The organism is Thermococcus sp. JdF3, assembly GCF_012027495.1.
Lineage (GTDB): Archaea > Methanobacteriota_B > Thermococci > Thermococcales > Thermococcaceae > Thermococcus.
On sequence record NZ_SNUK01000003.1, the window covers coordinates 1 to 16,747 of the forward strand.

General features: G+C 55.8%; 17 protein-coding genes. 8 read left to right on the forward strand and 9 right to left on the reverse strand.

From position 1 onward, the window contains the following. Positions 1-351 precede the first annotated feature (351 nt). Together E3E42_RS05140 and E3E42_RS05145 are read right to left on the reverse strand one after the other, a co-directional pair. On the reverse strand, positions 352-1,446 hold the full coding sequence (locus E3E42_RS05140; protein ID WP_167903215.1) for a DUF835 domain-containing protein: 1,095 nt from the start codon (positions 1,444-1,446) through the stop codon (positions 352-354). Positions 1,447-1,643: 197 nt separating this feature from the next. Then, a complete protein-coding gene (locus E3E42_RS05145) occupies positions 1,644-1,961 on the reverse strand; it encodes a hypothetical protein (RefSeq protein ID WP_167903217.1) in 318 nt (105 codons plus the stop codon). Positions 1,962-2,194: 233 nt separating this feature from the next. Between E3E42_RS05145 and E3E42_RS05150 the strand changes: the two genes are divergently transcribed. Beyond that, complete coding sequence (locus tag E3E42_RS05150; RefSeq protein WP_167903595.1) at positions 2,195-3,445, forward strand: HD domain-containing protein; 1,251 nt, start codon at positions 2,195-2,197, stop codon at positions 3,443-3,445. A gap of 21 nt (positions 3,446-3,466) precedes the next feature. On the opposite strand, the gene E3E42_RS05155 is transcribed toward E3E42_RS05150, so the two are convergent. Further along, positions 3,467-4,423: a transcriptional regulator gene (locus E3E42_RS05155; protein WP_167903219.1), complete on the reverse strand. Its 957-nt coding sequence runs from the start codon at positions 4,421-4,423 to the stop codon at positions 3,467-3,469. Between the two features lie 45 nt (positions 4,424-4,468). Here E3E42_RS05155 and E3E42_RS05160 point away from each other — a divergent pair, with 45 nt between their 5' ends. From E3E42_RS05160 to tiaS, 3 genes are all read left to right on the forward strand, one after another. Beyond that, positions 4,469-4,999, forward strand: coding sequence for a GNAT family N-acetyltransferase (locus E3E42_RS05160; protein ID WP_167903220.1), 531 nt, complete (start codon positions 4,469-4,471; stop codon positions 4,997-4,999). 82 nt (positions 5,000-5,081) lie between these two features. Further along, the gene (locus tag E3E42_RS05165) at positions 5,082-6,434 is read left to right on the forward strand and encodes an alpha/beta hydrolase-fold protein (protein WP_370519609.1); all 1,353 of its coding nucleotides are present in this window, start codon (positions 5,082-5,084) and stop codon (positions 6,432-6,434) included. Between the two features lie 30 nt (positions 6,435-6,464). Then, positions 6,465-7,739, forward strand: a complete 1,275-nt coding sequence (gene tiaS / locus E3E42_RS05170) for a tRNA(Ile2) 2-agmatinylcytidine synthetase TiaS (protein ID WP_167903221.1) — start codon at positions 6,465-6,467, stop codon at positions 7,737-7,739. A 9-nt stretch (positions 7,740-7,748) separates the two neighbouring features. Here tiaS and E3E42_RS05175 read toward each other — a convergent pair whose 3' ends face one another. Both E3E42_RS05175 and E3E42_RS05180 read right to left on the reverse strand, forming a co-directional pair. After that, the gene (locus E3E42_RS05175; RefSeq protein ID WP_167903222.1) at positions 7,749-8,921 is read right to left on the reverse strand and encodes an ATP-binding protein; all 1,173 of its coding nucleotides are present in this window, start codon (positions 8,919-8,921) and stop codon (positions 7,749-7,751) included. Between the two features lie 87 nt (positions 8,922-9,008). Then, the gene (locus tag E3E42_RS05180; RefSeq protein ID WP_167903223.1) at positions 9,009-10,016 is read right to left on the reverse strand and encodes a deoxyhypusine synthase; all 1,008 of its coding nucleotides are present in this window, start codon (positions 10,014-10,016) and stop codon (positions 9,009-9,011) included. Positions 10,017-10,087: 71 nt separating this feature from the next. Between E3E42_RS05180 and E3E42_RS05185 the strand changes: the two genes are divergently transcribed. From E3E42_RS05185 to E3E42_RS05200, 4 genes are read left to right on the forward strand one after another with little or no spacing between them, the layout of a single operon-like run. Then, complete coding sequence (locus tag E3E42_RS05185) at positions 10,088-10,894, forward strand: SDR family oxidoreductase (protein WP_167903224.1); 807 nt, start codon at positions 10,088-10,090, stop codon at positions 10,892-10,894. Between the two features lie 23 nt (positions 10,895-10,917). Beyond that, positions 10,918-11,550 (forward strand): isochorismatase family protein, encoded by a 633-nt coding sequence (locus tag E3E42_RS05190; RefSeq protein WP_167903225.1) that lies wholly within the window; start codon positions 10,918-10,920, stop codon positions 11,548-11,550. After that, on the forward strand, positions 11,532-12,356 hold the full coding sequence (locus E3E42_RS05195) for an NAD(P)/FAD-dependent oxidoreductase (RefSeq protein ID WP_167903226.1): 825 nt from the start codon (positions 11,532-11,534) through the stop codon (positions 12,354-12,356). Before E3E42_RS05190 ends, E3E42_RS05195 begins: the two co-directional genes overlap by 19 nt. Then, on the forward strand, positions 12,340-13,287 hold the full coding sequence (locus tag E3E42_RS05200) for a radical SAM protein (protein ID WP_167903227.1): 948 nt from the start codon (positions 12,340-12,342) through the stop codon (positions 13,285-13,287). The genes E3E42_RS05195 and E3E42_RS05200 overlap by 17 nt, the downstream gene beginning before the upstream one ends. A 107-nt stretch (positions 13,288-13,394) precedes the next feature. Here E3E42_RS05200 and E3E42_RS05205 read toward each other — a convergent pair whose 3' ends face one another. From E3E42_RS05205 to E3E42_RS05220, 4 genes are all read right to left on the reverse strand, one after another. After that, positions 13,395-13,607 (reverse strand): hypothetical protein, encoded by a 213-nt coding sequence (locus E3E42_RS05205; protein ID WP_167903229.1) that lies wholly within the window; start codon positions 13,605-13,607, stop codon positions 13,395-13,397. A gap of 171 nt (positions 13,608-13,778) precedes the next feature. After that, on the reverse strand, positions 13,779-14,498 hold the full coding sequence (locus E3E42_RS05210; RefSeq protein ID WP_167903231.1) for a hypothetical protein: 720 nt from the start codon (positions 14,496-14,498) through the stop codon (positions 13,779-13,781). 65 nt (positions 14,499-14,563) lie between these two features. After that, positions 14,564-15,706: an amidohydrolase gene (locus E3E42_RS05215; RefSeq protein ID WP_167903597.1), complete on the reverse strand. Its 1,143-nt coding sequence runs from the start codon at positions 15,704-15,706 to the stop codon at positions 14,564-14,566. 111 nt (positions 15,707-15,817) lie between these two features. Further along, positions 15,818-16,717: a M48 family metalloprotease gene (locus E3E42_RS05220; protein ID WP_370519624.1), complete on the reverse strand. Its 900-nt coding sequence runs from the start codon at positions 16,715-16,717 to the stop codon at positions 15,818-15,820. Positions 16,718-16,747: the final 30 nt, after the last annotated feature.

Genomic DNA, 16,747 nt, shown 5'->3' on the forward strand with positions numbered 1-16,747 from the left:
GTGGGTTACCCTGATGAGAACCCCTCAAATCTCCCCGTCAATGGCGAGGGGTTAATTCACTGGAACCCCCGCCCCTCACGGCAGGGAGGAGGTCAGTATGCTATGGCCCGCCCGTAACTCCCGCCCTCATCGATGCCAGACGGCGGGCTCAGGCGGGCTAACCCAGGCGGGCCGTCTGTGCCCGGTCTGGGTTTCCCGCGGCCATTGTGCTCCGTAACGCGGAAGGCCCTCCCGCGGGGACCTCGCTGTAAGACCGGGCTGTGGCCCCCGCATCGCACTCTGGTTCATTCGTCCCCAGAGTCCTCGCGCGGGGGCATTAACACGTTGAAAAAGAGGGTATATAAAGCTGCCTCACTCCATAAGCCGTACAAGCTGGGAGTACCTCTGGGGGTCGAAGCTGGTCTTCTCAACGACCAGTATCAGGGTGCCATTGTTGATGACGACAATGTCCCGCAGTTTCGAGAGAAATTTCATGAGGCTCTCCCAGGAGTTGTAAACCGCGAGGTATTCCGGGCAGTCAATAACAACAACGCCCCTGCCGCCGGAGGCGGAGACTTTCTCCATATAGCGGTAGGAGATTTCCACCATTTTAGCCAAATCAGTTGGATAAAGCGTTTTGGCAGCCCTTTCAAAGGGAACCGTTGTCACGAAATAGTATGTCCACGTCTCCGGAATGTCGGAGACATTGCGTATGAATGCAAGAACTGGGGAGTTCGCAAGGACGGATTTGAGCTGAATGTAGCTCTTCTGATCCACCACCATCACTCCAGGGCTCATGTCTATCTCCAATGGAACGCTTTTTGAAATGTTCTCAAAAGTGTCCATGTGCACCAGACGAAGCATGGCCCATGCCATCTCAACTATGAGAACCGTTGAGAGTGTGAACCCCACCGGCATGTACCAGGTATGGGTGCCTAAAATTGCTGCAGGAACCAGGTGAAGTCCAAAGAAGATAATGCCTATGGAAAGGTACTTCACGGCACTATGGTAAATCTCCCTCACGTCCCACAGCAGAGTCCCCGCCCCAACGACGAAAACCCCGCTTATACCAAATGAGGCGGCTACCGTGGCGGTCCACAGGGCGTTGTTCGTGTAGTAATATGTGGCGTACATATAAAACATGAACATAACCGGCATGAGTCCCATTTTTCCCAAGTTACCGTGGCGTATTCCAAGGCTTTCCTCCCCCATAAACAGAACCGAGCCGTAGAACATCAATCCCGCAAATAGGGGCAGTGAGATCAATCCAACAACCTCAAGCCAGCCCACATCCTGGAAGGCACTGGCAAGGACAAAGATAAAATCAAATATCCACGCCAGGGAAAAGGCGAGTATCGATTTCCTGCGAATTGAGAGGTACTTTTTAAATATCACCGCTGCGGCGGTTAAATCCGCCAGCATAACTATGGATGCCTCAACCATGAGGATTGTTTGGGTACCGTCCATTGGTTCACCCCATATCACATGTAACGTTCAAGCAGTCCCATTTGAAGGGGGTTCAAAGGAAGCATCCTGGCCGCGCCTCCCCCCCTCGAACTCGGCGGCAGATCTCCGGACGGGCCGCGACAGTTTGAAGATGTCCTTATTCATAGGACACATTCTACAGCCATCGCCGCTATTCCTGGGAGGAAATGCAGTATCACTCACCCGATGAGCTGTGGTGCGTTTCTGTTCGATGCCCGATCTCCGGTAAAAACGAACCCTACTTCTGCAGTATCTGGACACGACCCAGGGCCGCCCATTGCGCAGGCCGCCTCCGGGTTCAGAAGGCCTTCAAAGACTTCGATTGAACTCCTGTCGGAGATTTCTTTAAGATTTTGGGTCGCCCTACCCGGTAGTTTTCTCCAGTACCGGGTGCTGACGAATTGATGCCCAGGCATGTTCAGAAGATGTCCGGTAGTGGGCTCAGGAATGTTCAAAGGGCCAGGGTAAACCCCCTCCAGCAGGCTCATACAGTCCATGGCATAATAATAGGCGCCGATGTATAAAAACCTTCCCTATAACAATCCAGCCAAGGCTGCATTTTTTCCGTTGAAAACTTGCCCCGGGATAAGGGAAGGAACCGGGCACGCTGGATGGGAGGCCATAACCCAGAAAAACCCGCGGACATTCCCTTTCCGCTATTTCACCGTGCCATTGTCACAATGCCGAAAATTTATTTAAGCCTGTTCTCAAATTTTCAGCGGTGATGGCGATGAATGGGAAAATTATTCACGACGGTATCCACGGCAGCATGAAGCTCACAGGACTCATTCTTGACCTCGTCAAAACACCCGAGTTCCAGCGTCTCAGGAATATAAGACAGCTCGGTCTCGCGTACCTCGTTTATCCCGGTGCCAACCACAGCAGGTTCGAGCACTCCCTTGGCGCGTGGAGCATAGCCCGAAGACTCGCCGCAGAAGTTGGACTGAGCGAGGATGAAAGCATGCTCCTACAGGTGGGAGCTTTGCTCCACGACATCGGCCATGGGCCCTTCAGCCACACGTTTGAGAGCATATACAAGCACTACGTTAAAGAGCACGACCACATGCGCCTCGGGCAGGACATAATCCTCGGAAAGACGAACATAACCGAGAGCGAGAACGGCGGTCAGATTCCAGAGATAATTGAGGATTACGGCTATGATTTCGAACCGGCGGACGTGGCGAACCTCATCCTCGGCAAACACGAAAAGCGCTATCTCGGCCAGATGCTGCACGGCGATGTTGACGTTGATCAGCTCGACTACCTGGTCCGGGACGCCCACTACACCGGCGTCGCCCACGGCATAATTGACCTGGAGAGGCTCATGAAGGTTCTCCGGATTCACGACGGCGAGCTCGTTGTCGATGAGAAGGGCATCGAGGCCGTTGAGGGCATGATGGTCGCCCGCTCCCTCATGTACTCCCGCGTTTACTTCCACCACACCGTGAAGATAGCGGAGGGAATGCTCACCCGGGCCCTGGAGTTCGCTCTGGAGGAAGGCCACCTCTGGGACTTCTGGAGGATGACCGACTGCCGCGTTCTTGTGGAGCTGGAGGACCTCGAGGGCTTCCCCGCGGAGATGGTGCGGCGCGTGAAGTACAGGGAGCTTTACAAGGCCGCGGTTCTGGCAAACGCCGACGAACTGAGTACCGAGGAAAAGAGGGAGCTGCTGACAGCGTACAGGAACGTCAGGAGGAGGCAGGAAATAGAAAGGGCACTCGCCGATGCGGTTGGTGCGAGGGAGGGAGAGGTGATCCTGGAGTTCAGCATAGCGGACCTCATGCTCAGCGAGCCGAGGCTTAAGGCAACGGAGATAAACGTTCTTCTGGACGACGGAAGCATCCAGCCGCTGACCCGGGTTACGCCTCTGGCCAACGCCCTAAAGAGGCGCCAGACGCCGCGCTGGGCCGTCCTCATAGCGTCACCGGGGGAGTACGTACCCAAACTGCGGGAGACCTGGAGAAAGGTGCTGTTCAGCTGAAGGGGCACCGCCGGAATGCGATCAGCCGAAGAGCTGCTTCTTTATTTCCTTTTTCAGCTCCTCTATAAGGTCTATGAGCTCGTCGGCGTCCCTTACCTCGTCGAGGCTGTCCTTCGGGATAAGGGGAATCTCCCCCACCACCTCGGTTCTGGTCTTCTCGAGTATGAATATACCGTCGCTGTTTATTATCCTGCCGACCTCCGCCACCATTTCGGCACGCTTGACTGTGGAGCGGGTCTTGCGCTCGTCTATGCCCGTAAGGATTCTAAACTCGTCCTCCCTCGAAACAGCGTTGAAGGGGGCCTTCTTGACCTTGACAACGCCGAGGCCCAGCTCCTTGAGGCGGTCGAATATCTCCCTCTCAAGCGGTGTCTCAGGGGTAACGTCGAGGTTGGCCTCGACGGTTGAGTGGAGAACGTCTATGGGCTCCGCCAGGGGCTCGTCGAAGAGCTCCTCAAGCCTTATTGCGACCTCGAGCGAGACAGCCTGCTCACCGCGTTCGTAGTTGGTGAGGCTCTTTCTGGAGACGCCGAGGAGCTGCGCCAGCTCGTTTATTGAGTATCCGTACTTCTCCCTCAGTTTTCTCAAGAGGCCGCCGTTTATCCTCACGTAGAAGCCGCCGCGTTCGGCGAATATCGCCGGCATCTCGTTCTCGACAAGAACGTCGTAGAGGGTCTCGGGTCTGAGGGCGTAGATGCCGAATCTCTCGTAAACGACACCCTCCTCAAGCTCGGCGTTCTTCGTCTTTAGGCCGACGATCAGGGGCGAAGCCTTGAAGAAGCGGGCCAGCCGCTTTAGATCCTCCGCCTGCTCTCCAGTGACGGCATCGATGTTGGTAGCCACCTTTATGAAGAGCAAGAGGAATAACCTGCTCGCCACTATATCAAAGCACGACCCCTTGAACTCCATACGCGCCGTTTTATACCCCGTGCCCCTGAGTATCGCCTCAACAGTCCGTATGAGCCTTTCCCTGTCCATCACCCTTAAATACGCAAACGGCTTATATAAAGTTAAGGTGTCATCATGAGGCCGATAATACTCAGGGGAAGTCTCGTGTCGATAGGCATGCTTCTAAGGGATGACCTGCGGCAGGTATGGCTCTGGTACAACGACCGCGATGTCAGGAAGTACCTCTCCTTCCCGGAGGAGATATTCTTCTACGAGGATGAGCTGGAGTGGTACGAGGCCCTCAGGAGGGAGAAAAAGCACGAGAAGGTTTTCGCTATTGTGGAGAACTCCTCGCGCTCCCTCGTTGGACTTGTGGGGCTGCACAGGATAGACCACCACAACGGCCGTGCCGAGCTGGGCTACTTCCTGGCCAGAAGACACTGGGGGCACGGCTACGCGAGCGAAGCAGTCAAGCTCGCCCTGGAATACGCCTTCGAGTGGCTCAACCTGCGGAAGGTCTACGCCCACGTCTTCGAGACAAACGTCGCATCGATAAGGGTTCTTGAGAAGAACGGCTTTCAGCTCGCCGGCCGCTGGAGAAAACACCAGTACGTGCCAGGGGAAGGCTTCGTTGATGTGCTATGCTACGAGAGGTTCCGGGAGTAGGCCCGTATCTTGCCCGTTGTTTTTAATATCGCGTTCGCTAAGGGATATAAGGGGCTGCTCCCATTATCAAGGGGGTGAAATGGTGGCAGAAGGTAACAGGAGAAGGTTTATCTTTGTTCTGCTCGCGGGAATGCTCATCTTCTCCGCGGGATGTCTCGGTGGTGAAGCCACGCAAACAGTCTCAGAACAGCCCAACGGCAGTACCGCTTTCCAGACCATTGGGACAACCGGTTCTTCCCAGAGCACCCCTGTGCCAACGAGCTCCGCTTCAACAACAGGAACAGCGAGCACCGAAGTACTCAAGGGGGACAATGAGACGACTTCCACCGCCACGGAAACCTCCGGGGTGGTCAAGATCACGTTTATCGTCTCTGTTCCCGACTACACGCCCGAAAATGATTCGGTCTACATCACGGGCGACTTCAACGGCTGGAACCCCGGTGACGGGAACTACAGGCTCAGGAAGCGCGATGATGGGAGGTGGGAGATAACGCTGGAGTTCAGGAAGGGGACCAGGATTGAGTTCAAGTTCACCCGCGGCTCGTGGGAGACCGTTGAGAAGGGGAGGGGCGGAGAGGAGATACCCAACAGGGTTCTCGTGATCAACGGGAGCGCGAGCTATGAGTTCATGGTTTACAACTGGCGCGACCACGTGGAGGACGTCGGGTCGGCGGTTCACACGATAGTCGGGAACGTGACGACCTTCGAGATGTTCATGCCCCAGCTCAACAGGACGAGGAGGATCTGGATCTACCTGCCGCCCGACTACAGGCTGGGTGAGAAAAGGTACCCCGTTCTCTACATGCACGACGGCCAGAACCTCTTTGACAGGGCAACCTCCTTCGCCGGCGAGTGGAGGGTGGACGAGACTCTGGAGAGGCTCTTCCAGGAGAGAAACTTCTCCATCATAGTGGTCGGCATAGACAACGGCGGCGGGAGAAGGATAGACGAGTACTCCCCCTGGAGGAACGAGGCCTACGGAGGGGGCGGGGAGGGAGACGCCTACGTCCGCTTCATCGTCGAAACGCTTAAGCCCTACATCGACTCCCATTACAGAACCCTGCCAAACGAGACGGGAATAATGGGCTCCTCCCTCGGAGGGCTCATCTCGATCTACGCCGGCTTCAAATACCCCGAGACCTTCCGCTACGTGGGAGCGATGAGCTCCGCCTTCTGGTTCAACCCGGAGATCTACGACTTCGTGAGGAATGCTCCGAAGGGTCCGGAGAGGATCTACATCGACTGGGGGACCCTCGAGGGAAGCGACCCGAGCGAGATGATAGAGACCAACGAAAAGATGGTGGAGATACTGAAGGGGAAGGGCTACATCGAGGGCGAAAACCTTCTCGTGGTCGAGGACAGGGGGGCAACGCACAACGAGTACCACTGGTCGAGGCGCTTTCCGGAGGCGGTGCTCTGGCTCTTCGGCGGTTGATTTTTAAACCCCCTCCCTTTTCTTTCAACGATGAGGCTTCACATCGGAATCGACGACACGGATTCACCCAATGGAATGTGCACCACCTACCTCGGTGCCCTCCTCTACCGCGAGCTGTCCCGCTTAGCGGAGCCTATGGACCTGCCGAGGCTCATCAGGCTCAACCCGAACATCCCGTACAAAACGAGGGGCAACGGGGCCGTTTCCATGACCTTCGAGGTCGAGGAGGGGCTGATTCCGGAGATCAAAAACACGGTCCTCTTCTACGTGAACCAGCTCGCAGATTTTACCCACGAGAACACCAACCCCGGCGTTGTTTTCCTGGAAGGGGCTATTCCGGAGGAACTCCGCGAGTTCTCACTCAGGGCCCTGAGGGAGCACGTCACAATTGAGGAAGCTGAAAGGGTCGCGGGGGAAGTCGGGGCCGAGTACTTCAAGTTCAAGCTCGGAAGGGGTATAATCGGCGCGCTCGCTTCAATCGGCTACCCGCTCGAACGCTTCACCTACGAGCTGCTGGCCTACCGCGAGCCCGAGAACTGGGGAACGGAGAGGAATGTCGATTCGGAGAGCGTTTTCATGGCAGACCGCTGGAGCTACCCATTCACCTACGACAACGTGGATCCATACAAAAAGACCGTTCTCATCACGCCCCACGGCAAGGATCCCGTCCTCGTTGGAATCCGCGGGATCGATGCGGGGAAGGTTCTCCAGACCTTCGAGCGTGTCGAGTTCGGGGAGTCTGTCGCTTTCCACCAGCTCTACAAGACCAACCAGAACACCGACGACCACCTTGTACCGAAGAAGATCGGCGAGCTGAAGCTCTACGACAGCGCGGTCGTGAGGGGCAGAGTGGCCAAACCCTACTGGGAGCGCGGGAGGCACGTATTCTTTGAGCTGGAGGACGAGACGGGAAGGATCCGCGTTGCCGCCTTCGAACCGACCAAGAAGTTCCGCAACTGGGTCAGGAAGCTCCTCCCCGGAGACGAGATAATCGCCGCAGGTGGAGTGAAGGAGCACGAAGGGGTGCTGACGCTCAACCTCGAAAAGTTCTACCCGGTGAAGCTCGTCCCCAAAGTCGAGTACCAAAAGCCAAAGTGTCCCAGATGCGGTGGGACGATGAAGAGCAAGGGCGACTACCTCAAGTGCAAGCGCTGTGGCTATAGGATGCCGAAGAAGCTCATCCCCGTTGAGGTTCCGCGCGGGCTGGAGAGGAAGATCTACGAGGTTCCGCCCGATGCCAGGAAGCACCTGTCGAGGCCCCTCGTCCTGCCGGGCGGGGAGGATAGGATTCTTGAGCTTGTGTAGCTTGGAGGATCAGTACACCAGACCAAACAGGAATAGAGGAACCCTTCCTTTTCCGGTGATAAGGCCATCAACCGCTATATAGTCGGGCCTCTGATAACGGCCCTTGGATTCGCCGCCGACTTCTATGACCCATTCCCCAACCTTAAAATCTGCCGTTTTCTCGCCTCTCCTGCCCTTCAGGTAGCAGGGGCCGAAGTTTTTCATGTGGTTTACAAAGAACTCCTCGCGCAGGGCACCCCTGTGGGTGTCAAAGCCTTTTCTGGCAAAGAACTCTCTCAGTGGAACGGTGAGGTATAGTTTAGGCTCCTTTCTCCCGCCCCTGCAGGGATGAAGGACAATCAAAAGCCCCGCCTTCGATAAGTCCTCCACGAGCCTTATTGCCATGTTCTTGGAAACTTCGAGGGCCCTGGCTATCCGCGAGTAATTGGCCTCGAATGGGGCGGATTTAGCGACGAGGTAGAGAAGCTTAAACGCATCGGTCTCATACTTAACGCTGACCTCCCTCAGTGCGGAGAGGTCTTCGAGGATCACCTTCCTGATAGAGTTGTCGAGGGCATCGTAGAAGCCACTTCTCGGATAGAGTACTCCCCCCTCGCGCATGTATTCCCTCCAGAGAGGGTGGAGTTCAGCGTACATATTTGTCAGGTCAAACGATCTGGAAAGGACTTCTTCCAGAGGGTATCTGGGAACGTTGAAATTCCTCCTTATGTTGAGCCACTCCCGGAAGGAAGCCGGGGGGAGTTCCTTGAGGACGACCCTTCTTGACAGGTCTGCCCCGGAATGAACCAGATCTATTGCTGATGAGCCCGAGAAGAACACCCTAACCTCGTGTTCATCGTAGAGCGTCTTTAAGTCCTCGGCCCACCCCGCTTTCCTGTGGATCTCATCGATGAAAATGTTTCTGTATCCCATCTCCGCGAGGGATTTAACAACCTCATACAGCGAGAAAGGCTTTATTGGAGTTGAGTCCGCGGAAAAATAGACACTGCTCTCGGTTTCGTTGGCGAGCTGAAGCAGAAGAACGGTCTTGCCCACGCCACGGATTCCTTTGATGCCAACGTAGTACTCCTCATCAATGGTCCTGAGCTCATCGAAGAGAAAGCGCTTTCTTGGGAACTTTCTCGCCCACGCCATTACCCGCCTGCTCGTGGCGATGAGGGGTGTGAGGATTCTATCGTCCATGTTTTAACGTGGGAAGTTTTACTTATAAACCTTGTCCTCGCACGAGGACGATATGCATGCATATCGTTTATGAAAAAGAACGAAATGTCAGCGCATCACCTTCCACACGAGCAACGGGAACACGAGCGTGGCATCGGCCCATATCTCGACGTAGTCCGCTTTGGCCCTTATCTTGCCCCAGCTCACTCCTTCGCTCGGAGGTGCGCCGCTAAGCGAGCCGTCCCACGGGATAGCGGTGGTGATGTAGATCGCGTAGTCCGTTCCTCCCCTGAAGAGGTTGGCGTTTATTATCGCGTGTTTCGGCAGGGAACCGCCCAGAATTATCGATGCCGTCTCCTTGGCAGTAACGGCCAAATTGTTGAGCTTAACTATGTCATTGGCTATGTCTATGATAAGTTCCCTGTCCCCGCGCTCCTCCTTGAAGAAGTAGAGCATGTCCCCTATAGAGCCGTCGGTAATGGCGGGGCAAAAGATGGGAACGTTTCTCTTGTAGGCCCAGTAGATTATCGAGCGCTCCTTCTCCTTCCCCAGCTTCTCGTCCATGTAGCGGCCCATCTCGTGGATAAACTCGCTGGCCGTTAGAGGTTTGCCCCTCCCGCGCTCCATCTCAAGAACCCGCTCGAAGAAGGGAATCATGTACTTCTCGAACTCGATGTAGCGGTCGTTGGGCACGAAGATGTTGCCTATCCTGTTGATGCCCTTCTCGCGCATCAGGGCATCGTTCACCTGCCAGTCGCCGAGGAGGAACGGCTTCAGGGCCTTTATGAAGTCCTCCTCTATGCCGCCGGCCGTGGTTACGATGACGTCCACCTTGCCTTCCTTGACGAGCCACGCGATCAGCTCCCTCAGCCCGGAGGAGATGATGTTGGAGGTGTAGCCAAGGAAAACCCTAACCTCCTCACCTTTAGCGCGCTTCTCCTCGACTTTTTTCCATATCTCTACCGCCCTTCCGAGGTGCGTCGCCTGAAAGCCTATGCGTTCGTAATAATCCAGAACCCCCTCAATGCTCGAAACCTCGTCGGGCCAGGGCCCCTCGATTGGAAGGCCCTCGACCTCTTCGCTCTCCTTAAGCACTATGTCCTTTGGCTCCGTCATGGTTGGCACTTCGAGGGGGGACGTATAAAGTTTTGGGAAAGCGTTTTATTCTCCAGCCCCAACTCTCCCACATGCCAGTGGAGATAAATCTGGACGGCCTTGGGGTCATAGTTACGGCCTCATCGCGCGGCATAGGCTTCAACCTCGCGCGCGAGCTGCTGAAGAGGAACGCGCGCGTAGTAATAAGCTCCAGAAGCGAGGAGAACCTGAAGGAGGCCCTTGACGAGCTTTCGAGCTACGGGGAGGTTCACGCGGTCCGGACGAACCTGTTCGACCAGCGCGATCTGGAGGGCCTAGTCAAAGAGGGCTGGGAACTACTCGGTGGAATCGACGCCCTCGTCTGGAACGCTCCCAACGTCCGCTGTGAACCCTGCCTCCTCCACGAGACAAGCTACATAGACTGGATTGAAGCCTCTGCCCTCCACACGGTCGCCCCGGGCTATCTCACAACGCTTCTCGTCCAGGCGTGGCTTGAGAGGAAAAGGAAGGGCACGTTGATTTACCTCAACTCCGTCTCGATAAAGGAGCCGATGCCGCCGCTGGTTCTGGCGGACGTTACGAGGGCAGGCCTCCCCCAGCTGGCGAAGAGCGTTTCGAGAACATACGGAAAGCACGGAATAAGGGCCTACAGCGTTCTTCTAGGCAGCTTCGATACACCCGGAGCGAGGGAGAACCTGAAGCGGGTTGCCGAGGCGAGGGGGGAACCCTTCGAGGAGACCTGGGAGCGGGAAGTGCTCGGCAGAACTCCGCTCCACAGAACCGGCAGGTGGGAGGAGCTCGGATCGCTCGTGGCTTTCCTCCTGAGCGAGGAAGCTGAGTACATGCTCGGCTCGACCGCCATCATAGACGGCGCGATGACGAGGGGGATAGACATTTAAGCCCACCCTTCCTTCTCACGTCCATGAAGGAGGACTACTTCACCGGGGAATTCATAACCAAGATGCGGGAGAGGTACTTCAGGCCGAGGAAGTGGGAGAAGGTCAAACCGTTCCGAAATGCAGCCGTTCTGGCGATAGACCTTCAGGCGTACTTCCTCAGGCCGGAGAGCAGGGCGTTCCTGCCTTCCGCGCCGCGCTTCGTTTCCGGGCTTGTGGAGTTTTACAGAGAGGCGGAGAGACTCGGCGTTCCGATAATTTTCACCCGCCATTTCCATCGGAACGACATCATGACCCGCTGGTGGGGCGGAGACATGCCGAAGAACGACCCGCTGAACGAACTTCTTGAAGAGTTTAGGCCATTCGCCGGAACCGTCATTGAGAAGAAGACCTACGACGCCTTCCACGGAACCGAACTTGAGGGCATTCTGAGAAAACTCCACGTGGAGACCGTAGTCATCACCGGCGTCATGACCCACCTCTGCTGCGAGACCACCGCCAGAGAGGCCTTCGTGAGGGGCTTCAACGTGGTATTTCCGGTCGATGGGACGCTGACCCAGAACAGGTTTTTCCACGAGGCAACGCTCAGAAACCTCTCCCACGGCTTCGCGGTCACGCCCCTGCTAAAGGAGGTGCTGGAATGGCTCTCGTCGGGATAATCGGGGCCGGAATAGGGGGCATAGCGACGGCGGTGCAGCTGGCGCGCTACGGGATAGAGAGCGTGATTTTCGAGCGCGACCGAATAGGCGGGCTGATAAGGAACGCCTACTCCGTCGAGAACACGATGTTCTTCCCGGACGGAATCAAGGGCGAAAAGGTCGTCGAAATTCTTGAGGAGTACGTGAAGAAGTACGATCTGAAAATCCTCTACGAGGAAGTTAGGGCCGTTAAGAAGGCCGGCGGACTCTTTGAAGTTGAAACCGCGGGCGGAGTTCACCGCTTCAAGTACCTCGTGGTGGCAACCGGAACGAGGCCGAGAATGCTCCCCTTCGATGGAATAACCTACCACGTCGCCGAAGTTCCGGAGAGGTACTACGAGAGAGTTCTCATCATTGGCGGCGGCGATGTGGCCTTTGACTACGCGCTGACGATGAGCGAGAGGAGCGACGATGTGATAATCCTCATGAGGAGCGAGCCGAAGGCCCTGCCCTACCTCCAGGAACTCGTGAAGAAACGCTCAAACATCAGGACGCTGATGGGACAGGTATGGGAAATAAGGCCTATAAGCGGGAAGCAAAAGCTTTTAGCCAGAACGAGCGCTGGCGACTTTGAGGTAGAGCTAGTGCTCGGGGCCATTGGGAGGGTCCCAAACATCGAGCTGGTCCAGGGCATCGAGGACGATAACCTTTTCCTAGTCGGGGACGTCAAGAACGGAATCTACCGCCAGACGGCCCTGGCGATAGCGGACGGCATAAAAACCGCGATGGTGATATGGAGGAGGGAGAGGTATGGAGATACTGAGTGAGGTTGGAGACCCCAACGTTGCGGTCGTTTACATCGGGAAAACTTCGAAGGGCAACATAGTGGAGTTCGTTGAATCGATTCCGACCTACAATCCGGCCGAGAAGTGGGTGCTCATCGTCTCATCGCTCAACGGCTGTCCGGTCGGCTGCAAGATGTGCGACGCAGGCTTTTTCTACAAGGGGAGGCTCGACGTCGATGAGCTGATGGAGCAGATAGAGTACCCGATAACCAGGCGCTGGAACGGAAAGCCGAAAACCAGGAAGTTCAAGGTGCAGTTCGCGCGCATGGGCGAGCCGAGCTTCAACATGGCGGTGATAGAGGCGATGCGCATTTTGGGCGAGCGCTACGAGAACTTCCACCCGTCGCTCTCAACGATTGCCCCGATAGGAACCGATAAGTTCTTCGATGCCCTCCTCGAACTCAAGAAGGAGATGTTTCCGACCAACTTCCAGCTCCAGTTCTCGATACACTCCACCAGCCCGGAGCAGAGGGACGAGATAATCCCGGTCAGGAAGTGGGACTTCGAGAGGATAGCCGAGTACGGAAAGGCCTTCTACGACGAGGGCGGCAAGAAGATCACGCTCAACTTCGCCCTCGCGAGGGAGAACGAGGCCGATGCGGAGGTTATAGCCGAGCACTTCCCGAAGGAGTACTTCCTCATCAAGATAACGCCGCTCAACCCGACGGTAAGCGTGCTAAAGAACAAGCTCACCAACGACGTGGATCTTGAGACGGGCCTTCCGATGAAGCACAGGAAGTTCGTTGATGACCTCAGGAGGCTCGGCTACGACGTCATCATCTCCGTCGGCGACACGAGGGAGAACCTCATCGGCTCGAACTGCGGCCAGTACATCCTCCGCTTCCTCAAGGAGAGGCCAGAGCTTAGGGAGGCATACACATTCGCGAGGGGATTTGAGTTCAGGGTGAGCTGAGAGTTTCGTTTTTCGTTACTATTTACATACTGGCCTCGTCCCCGCCCTAAAGAACGAGGCTTGAGAAAAGAGAAAAGTCAACGCCCACTCTGGCACTCCCTCTGAATTCAGGCACTTATTTGGGTTTTGAAGTATTTTTCAGCCCTCTCGACAAGGAATTCATCCTCGATCTTCTTTCCGATGCGTTTTAGGCTCAAGCTCACCAAACTGAGGCTGAACCATACCCTGTCATCAAGAAGGTCCCGGTAACATTCGTCATCTCTCAGGTTGTCCCCCTTTATCGTAACCAGAACCTTGTCTTCTCCCAGAGTCTTTATCAAAACGTACTCCTTCTCACTCTCACCCGGCCTGGGCTCCAGCTCATAAAGTCCATCATCGAGGTTCAGGAGTTTTACTTTTACCAGAGTGAAGCCAGAGGGGGCGGCTTCCAGTCTTCCTCAAGGAGAGGCCAGAGCTCAAGGGCTCCGGGCAAATGCACCGCTGTTTTGAGCTCAGTCCCTGCTTAAAAAGTCAGAGAATCTGCAGGTATCTGGGAGCGCATGGAACAGGTCGTGATATGACGGGTCCGAAGTGGGGCTGATGTAAACCAGTTTGGCAGTACCTTCAGTAACCACGAGAAGGCGTTCCTTCAGCCCTCCGTGGATGTATGAGCCGTCCCTTAGGGGGAGTAGTCGTCTGTCCACAACCATGAGCCTCGAATACAGCCCCCCTACCTTTCCGTCTTCAAGGTCGGTGAGTATCTTCCCGTAGAGCTCCCATCTGCTTCCGGGAACCTCCATGAACACCTGCCCGTCGTTCCAGCCGCAGATGAACTCGGCCCCGATGTCAATAAGTCCGTGTATAAACTCCTTCAGCCGGCTGTCAGGAACTCTGTGGAAGACTCTGGAACTGAACTCAGCGATGGTGAAGCTTCCGACGGTGAGATAAGTGGCATCAATCCATGTATGCTCTCCGAGAGGGGCCCCAATGATTGTGTCAACACCTTTAATTTCAAAATCTGGTCTCCACCGAAGCTCCTGCTGGAGCTCCTTTTCCCTGAGTTTAAGAAACTCAAGCTCGTATTCTATGGTCGTGCCTTCTTCAGCAAGAATGGATTTGACCTTATGTGGGTTTCCAAATTTAATGCTCAGAAACTTCCTTCCCACGTTTTCAATAATGCTCTTAGTTGATATTTCCCTGAAGATTGAGACGAGATAATAGTCAACGCCCACCCTGACACCCCCGCTCTGTTTTGTGTTTTTAAACTTAAAAAGAGAACAGAATCAAAAACCAAAAATCACCAGTCCGCCTCGTGAATCAGCTCACCCTCAGCAAATACGTGCGTCGGGTAGTTCTCCAGGTGGAAGGGGTCGCCGTTCCAGACGACGAGCGAGGCCCATTTGCCCCCCTCTACGCATCCAAGCTTATCATCAACGCCGAGTATTTTCGCGTTGTTGTGGGTGATGACCTTTATCGCCTCCCCCTTGCTCATGCCGAGCCTTATGAAGTGCCTGAGCTGGAGGTAGAGGTTGGCCTGGAGCGTAACCGGGTGGTCGCTCATCAGCCCGAAGAGGGGCCTGACCTCGAGCAGGTATCTGGCGTTCTTCCAGTCCTCGTGCTTCAGCTCAACCTTGTATGGGTGGGCGTCGAAGGGGCCGTAGATGACCGGAACGCCTTCCCTCTTTATCTTCTCAAAGGTCTCCCTGCCGTGGACGTCGCCGGCGTGCTCGATGGTTATCTTGAGCCCGAACTTCCGCTTTATCATGAGCAGCGCCGCGATGTCGTCCTCCTTGTGGACGTGGACGCGGAGCGGGACCTCGCCCTTCAGAACAGGAATCAGGGCTTCAACGGTGGGCTCGACTTCCTCCGGCTCCTTCTTGCCCTTCTCAAGGAGCGCTATCGTCTTCTGGGTCTTCATGAGCCAGCTGAGGAGAATCCCTATTGCTCCCATCCTCGTGCTCGGTCTCGTCCCTTTCCAGCTCGTTGTCGAGCGTGGGTTGTAGCCGAAGGCAGCCTTAACGCCAGCGTACTTGATGAAGGCCTCCTCAATGTCGCGCCCGTAGTTCCTAATGAAGACCGCCTTTCCGCCGATTATGTTCCCGCTCCCCGGCAGAACCGACGAGTAGAGGACGCCGAACTCTATCGAGTGCTTGAAGGCCTTGTCGTCCATGTAAATCGAGTAGAGTGCATCGACGAGTGGGAGAACAGCGTCCATCTGCTCGTTGGCCTCACCCTCCTGGTAGGGCTCCCCATAGCGGTCCATCCCGATGTGACTGTGGCCGTCTATGAAGGCAGGCGTTACGACGCCTTCGGCTATTATCTCAGCTTCCTTCGGTTTCTCCTTCGTCACGTCAACGATGTTTCTATCAAAAACGACGTAGACGTCCCTCAGAACGTTCCCCAGACCGTCGTAGAGAAGAGTTGCCTTGACCGCTTTCACGTTCATCACCGTTAAGAGATGTGCACTAACGTTTAAATGCTTATCGACTCTGGAATTAAGGGATTATGCAATTCAACAACTATGCAACAAAAGATAGGGGAAAGGAACGGCTCAGTAGGGGAACTCGACGCCCATCTCCTTCGCTATCTCGCGGAGGTGGGCTATCCTCTCCTCCGTCGGAGGGTGGGTGGCGAAGAGCCTCGAAACGCGGTCGCCCTCGAAGTGGTTCACGATGAAGAGATGGGCCAGCCCCGGGTTGCCGAGGGGCTTTTTCTTCTTCGCCTCCGCCTCCTTCTGGAGCTTCTTTACCGCCTCGTCGAGCTTCAGCAGTGCGCTCGCGAGCGCCCAGGGCTTTCCGCTGAGCCTCGCGCCGCCCTCGTCGGCCGCGAACTCCCTGCGCCTGCTTATCGCCGAGCGGATTATTATCGCCGCTATCGGGGCGGTTATTGCTATAAGGATTGCGTAGATGAATCTGTCGAGGCTGAGGTCGCCGAATATGGCCTTGAAGAAGGCGAGGTACTTGGTGAAGTAGGCTATGTAGACGACCGCACCCGCCAGTGCGCCGGCGATGGTGCCGACGAGTATGTCGTGGTTCTTTATGTGGGTCAGCTCGTGGCCGAGGACACCTTCAAGCTCGTCCCTGTCGAGGAGTTCGAGGATTCCGGTGGTTACCGTCACGAGGGCGTGCTTGGCGTTCCTTCCGGTTGCGAAGGCGTTCGGCGTCGGGTCGTCGATTACGGCTATCTTGGGCATCGGGAGGCCCGCCCTCTTGCTGAGCTTCTCGACTATCTCGTACAGCTCGGGCGCCTCCTCCCTGCTGACCGGTTTAGCCTTCATCATCTTGATAACGAGCTTGTCGCTGTACCAGAAGGTGAAAAAGCTCATTATGACGGCGAACCAGAACATGTAGGTCATCCATCTGGCGCCGCCGAGGAGATAGCCCATGGCCATCAAAAGGCCGGTTAGGAGGGCTATCATGAACGTCGTTCTGAGGAACAGCCAGAGTTTCACATCCATCACCTCTTTGGTTTACCTTTCAAA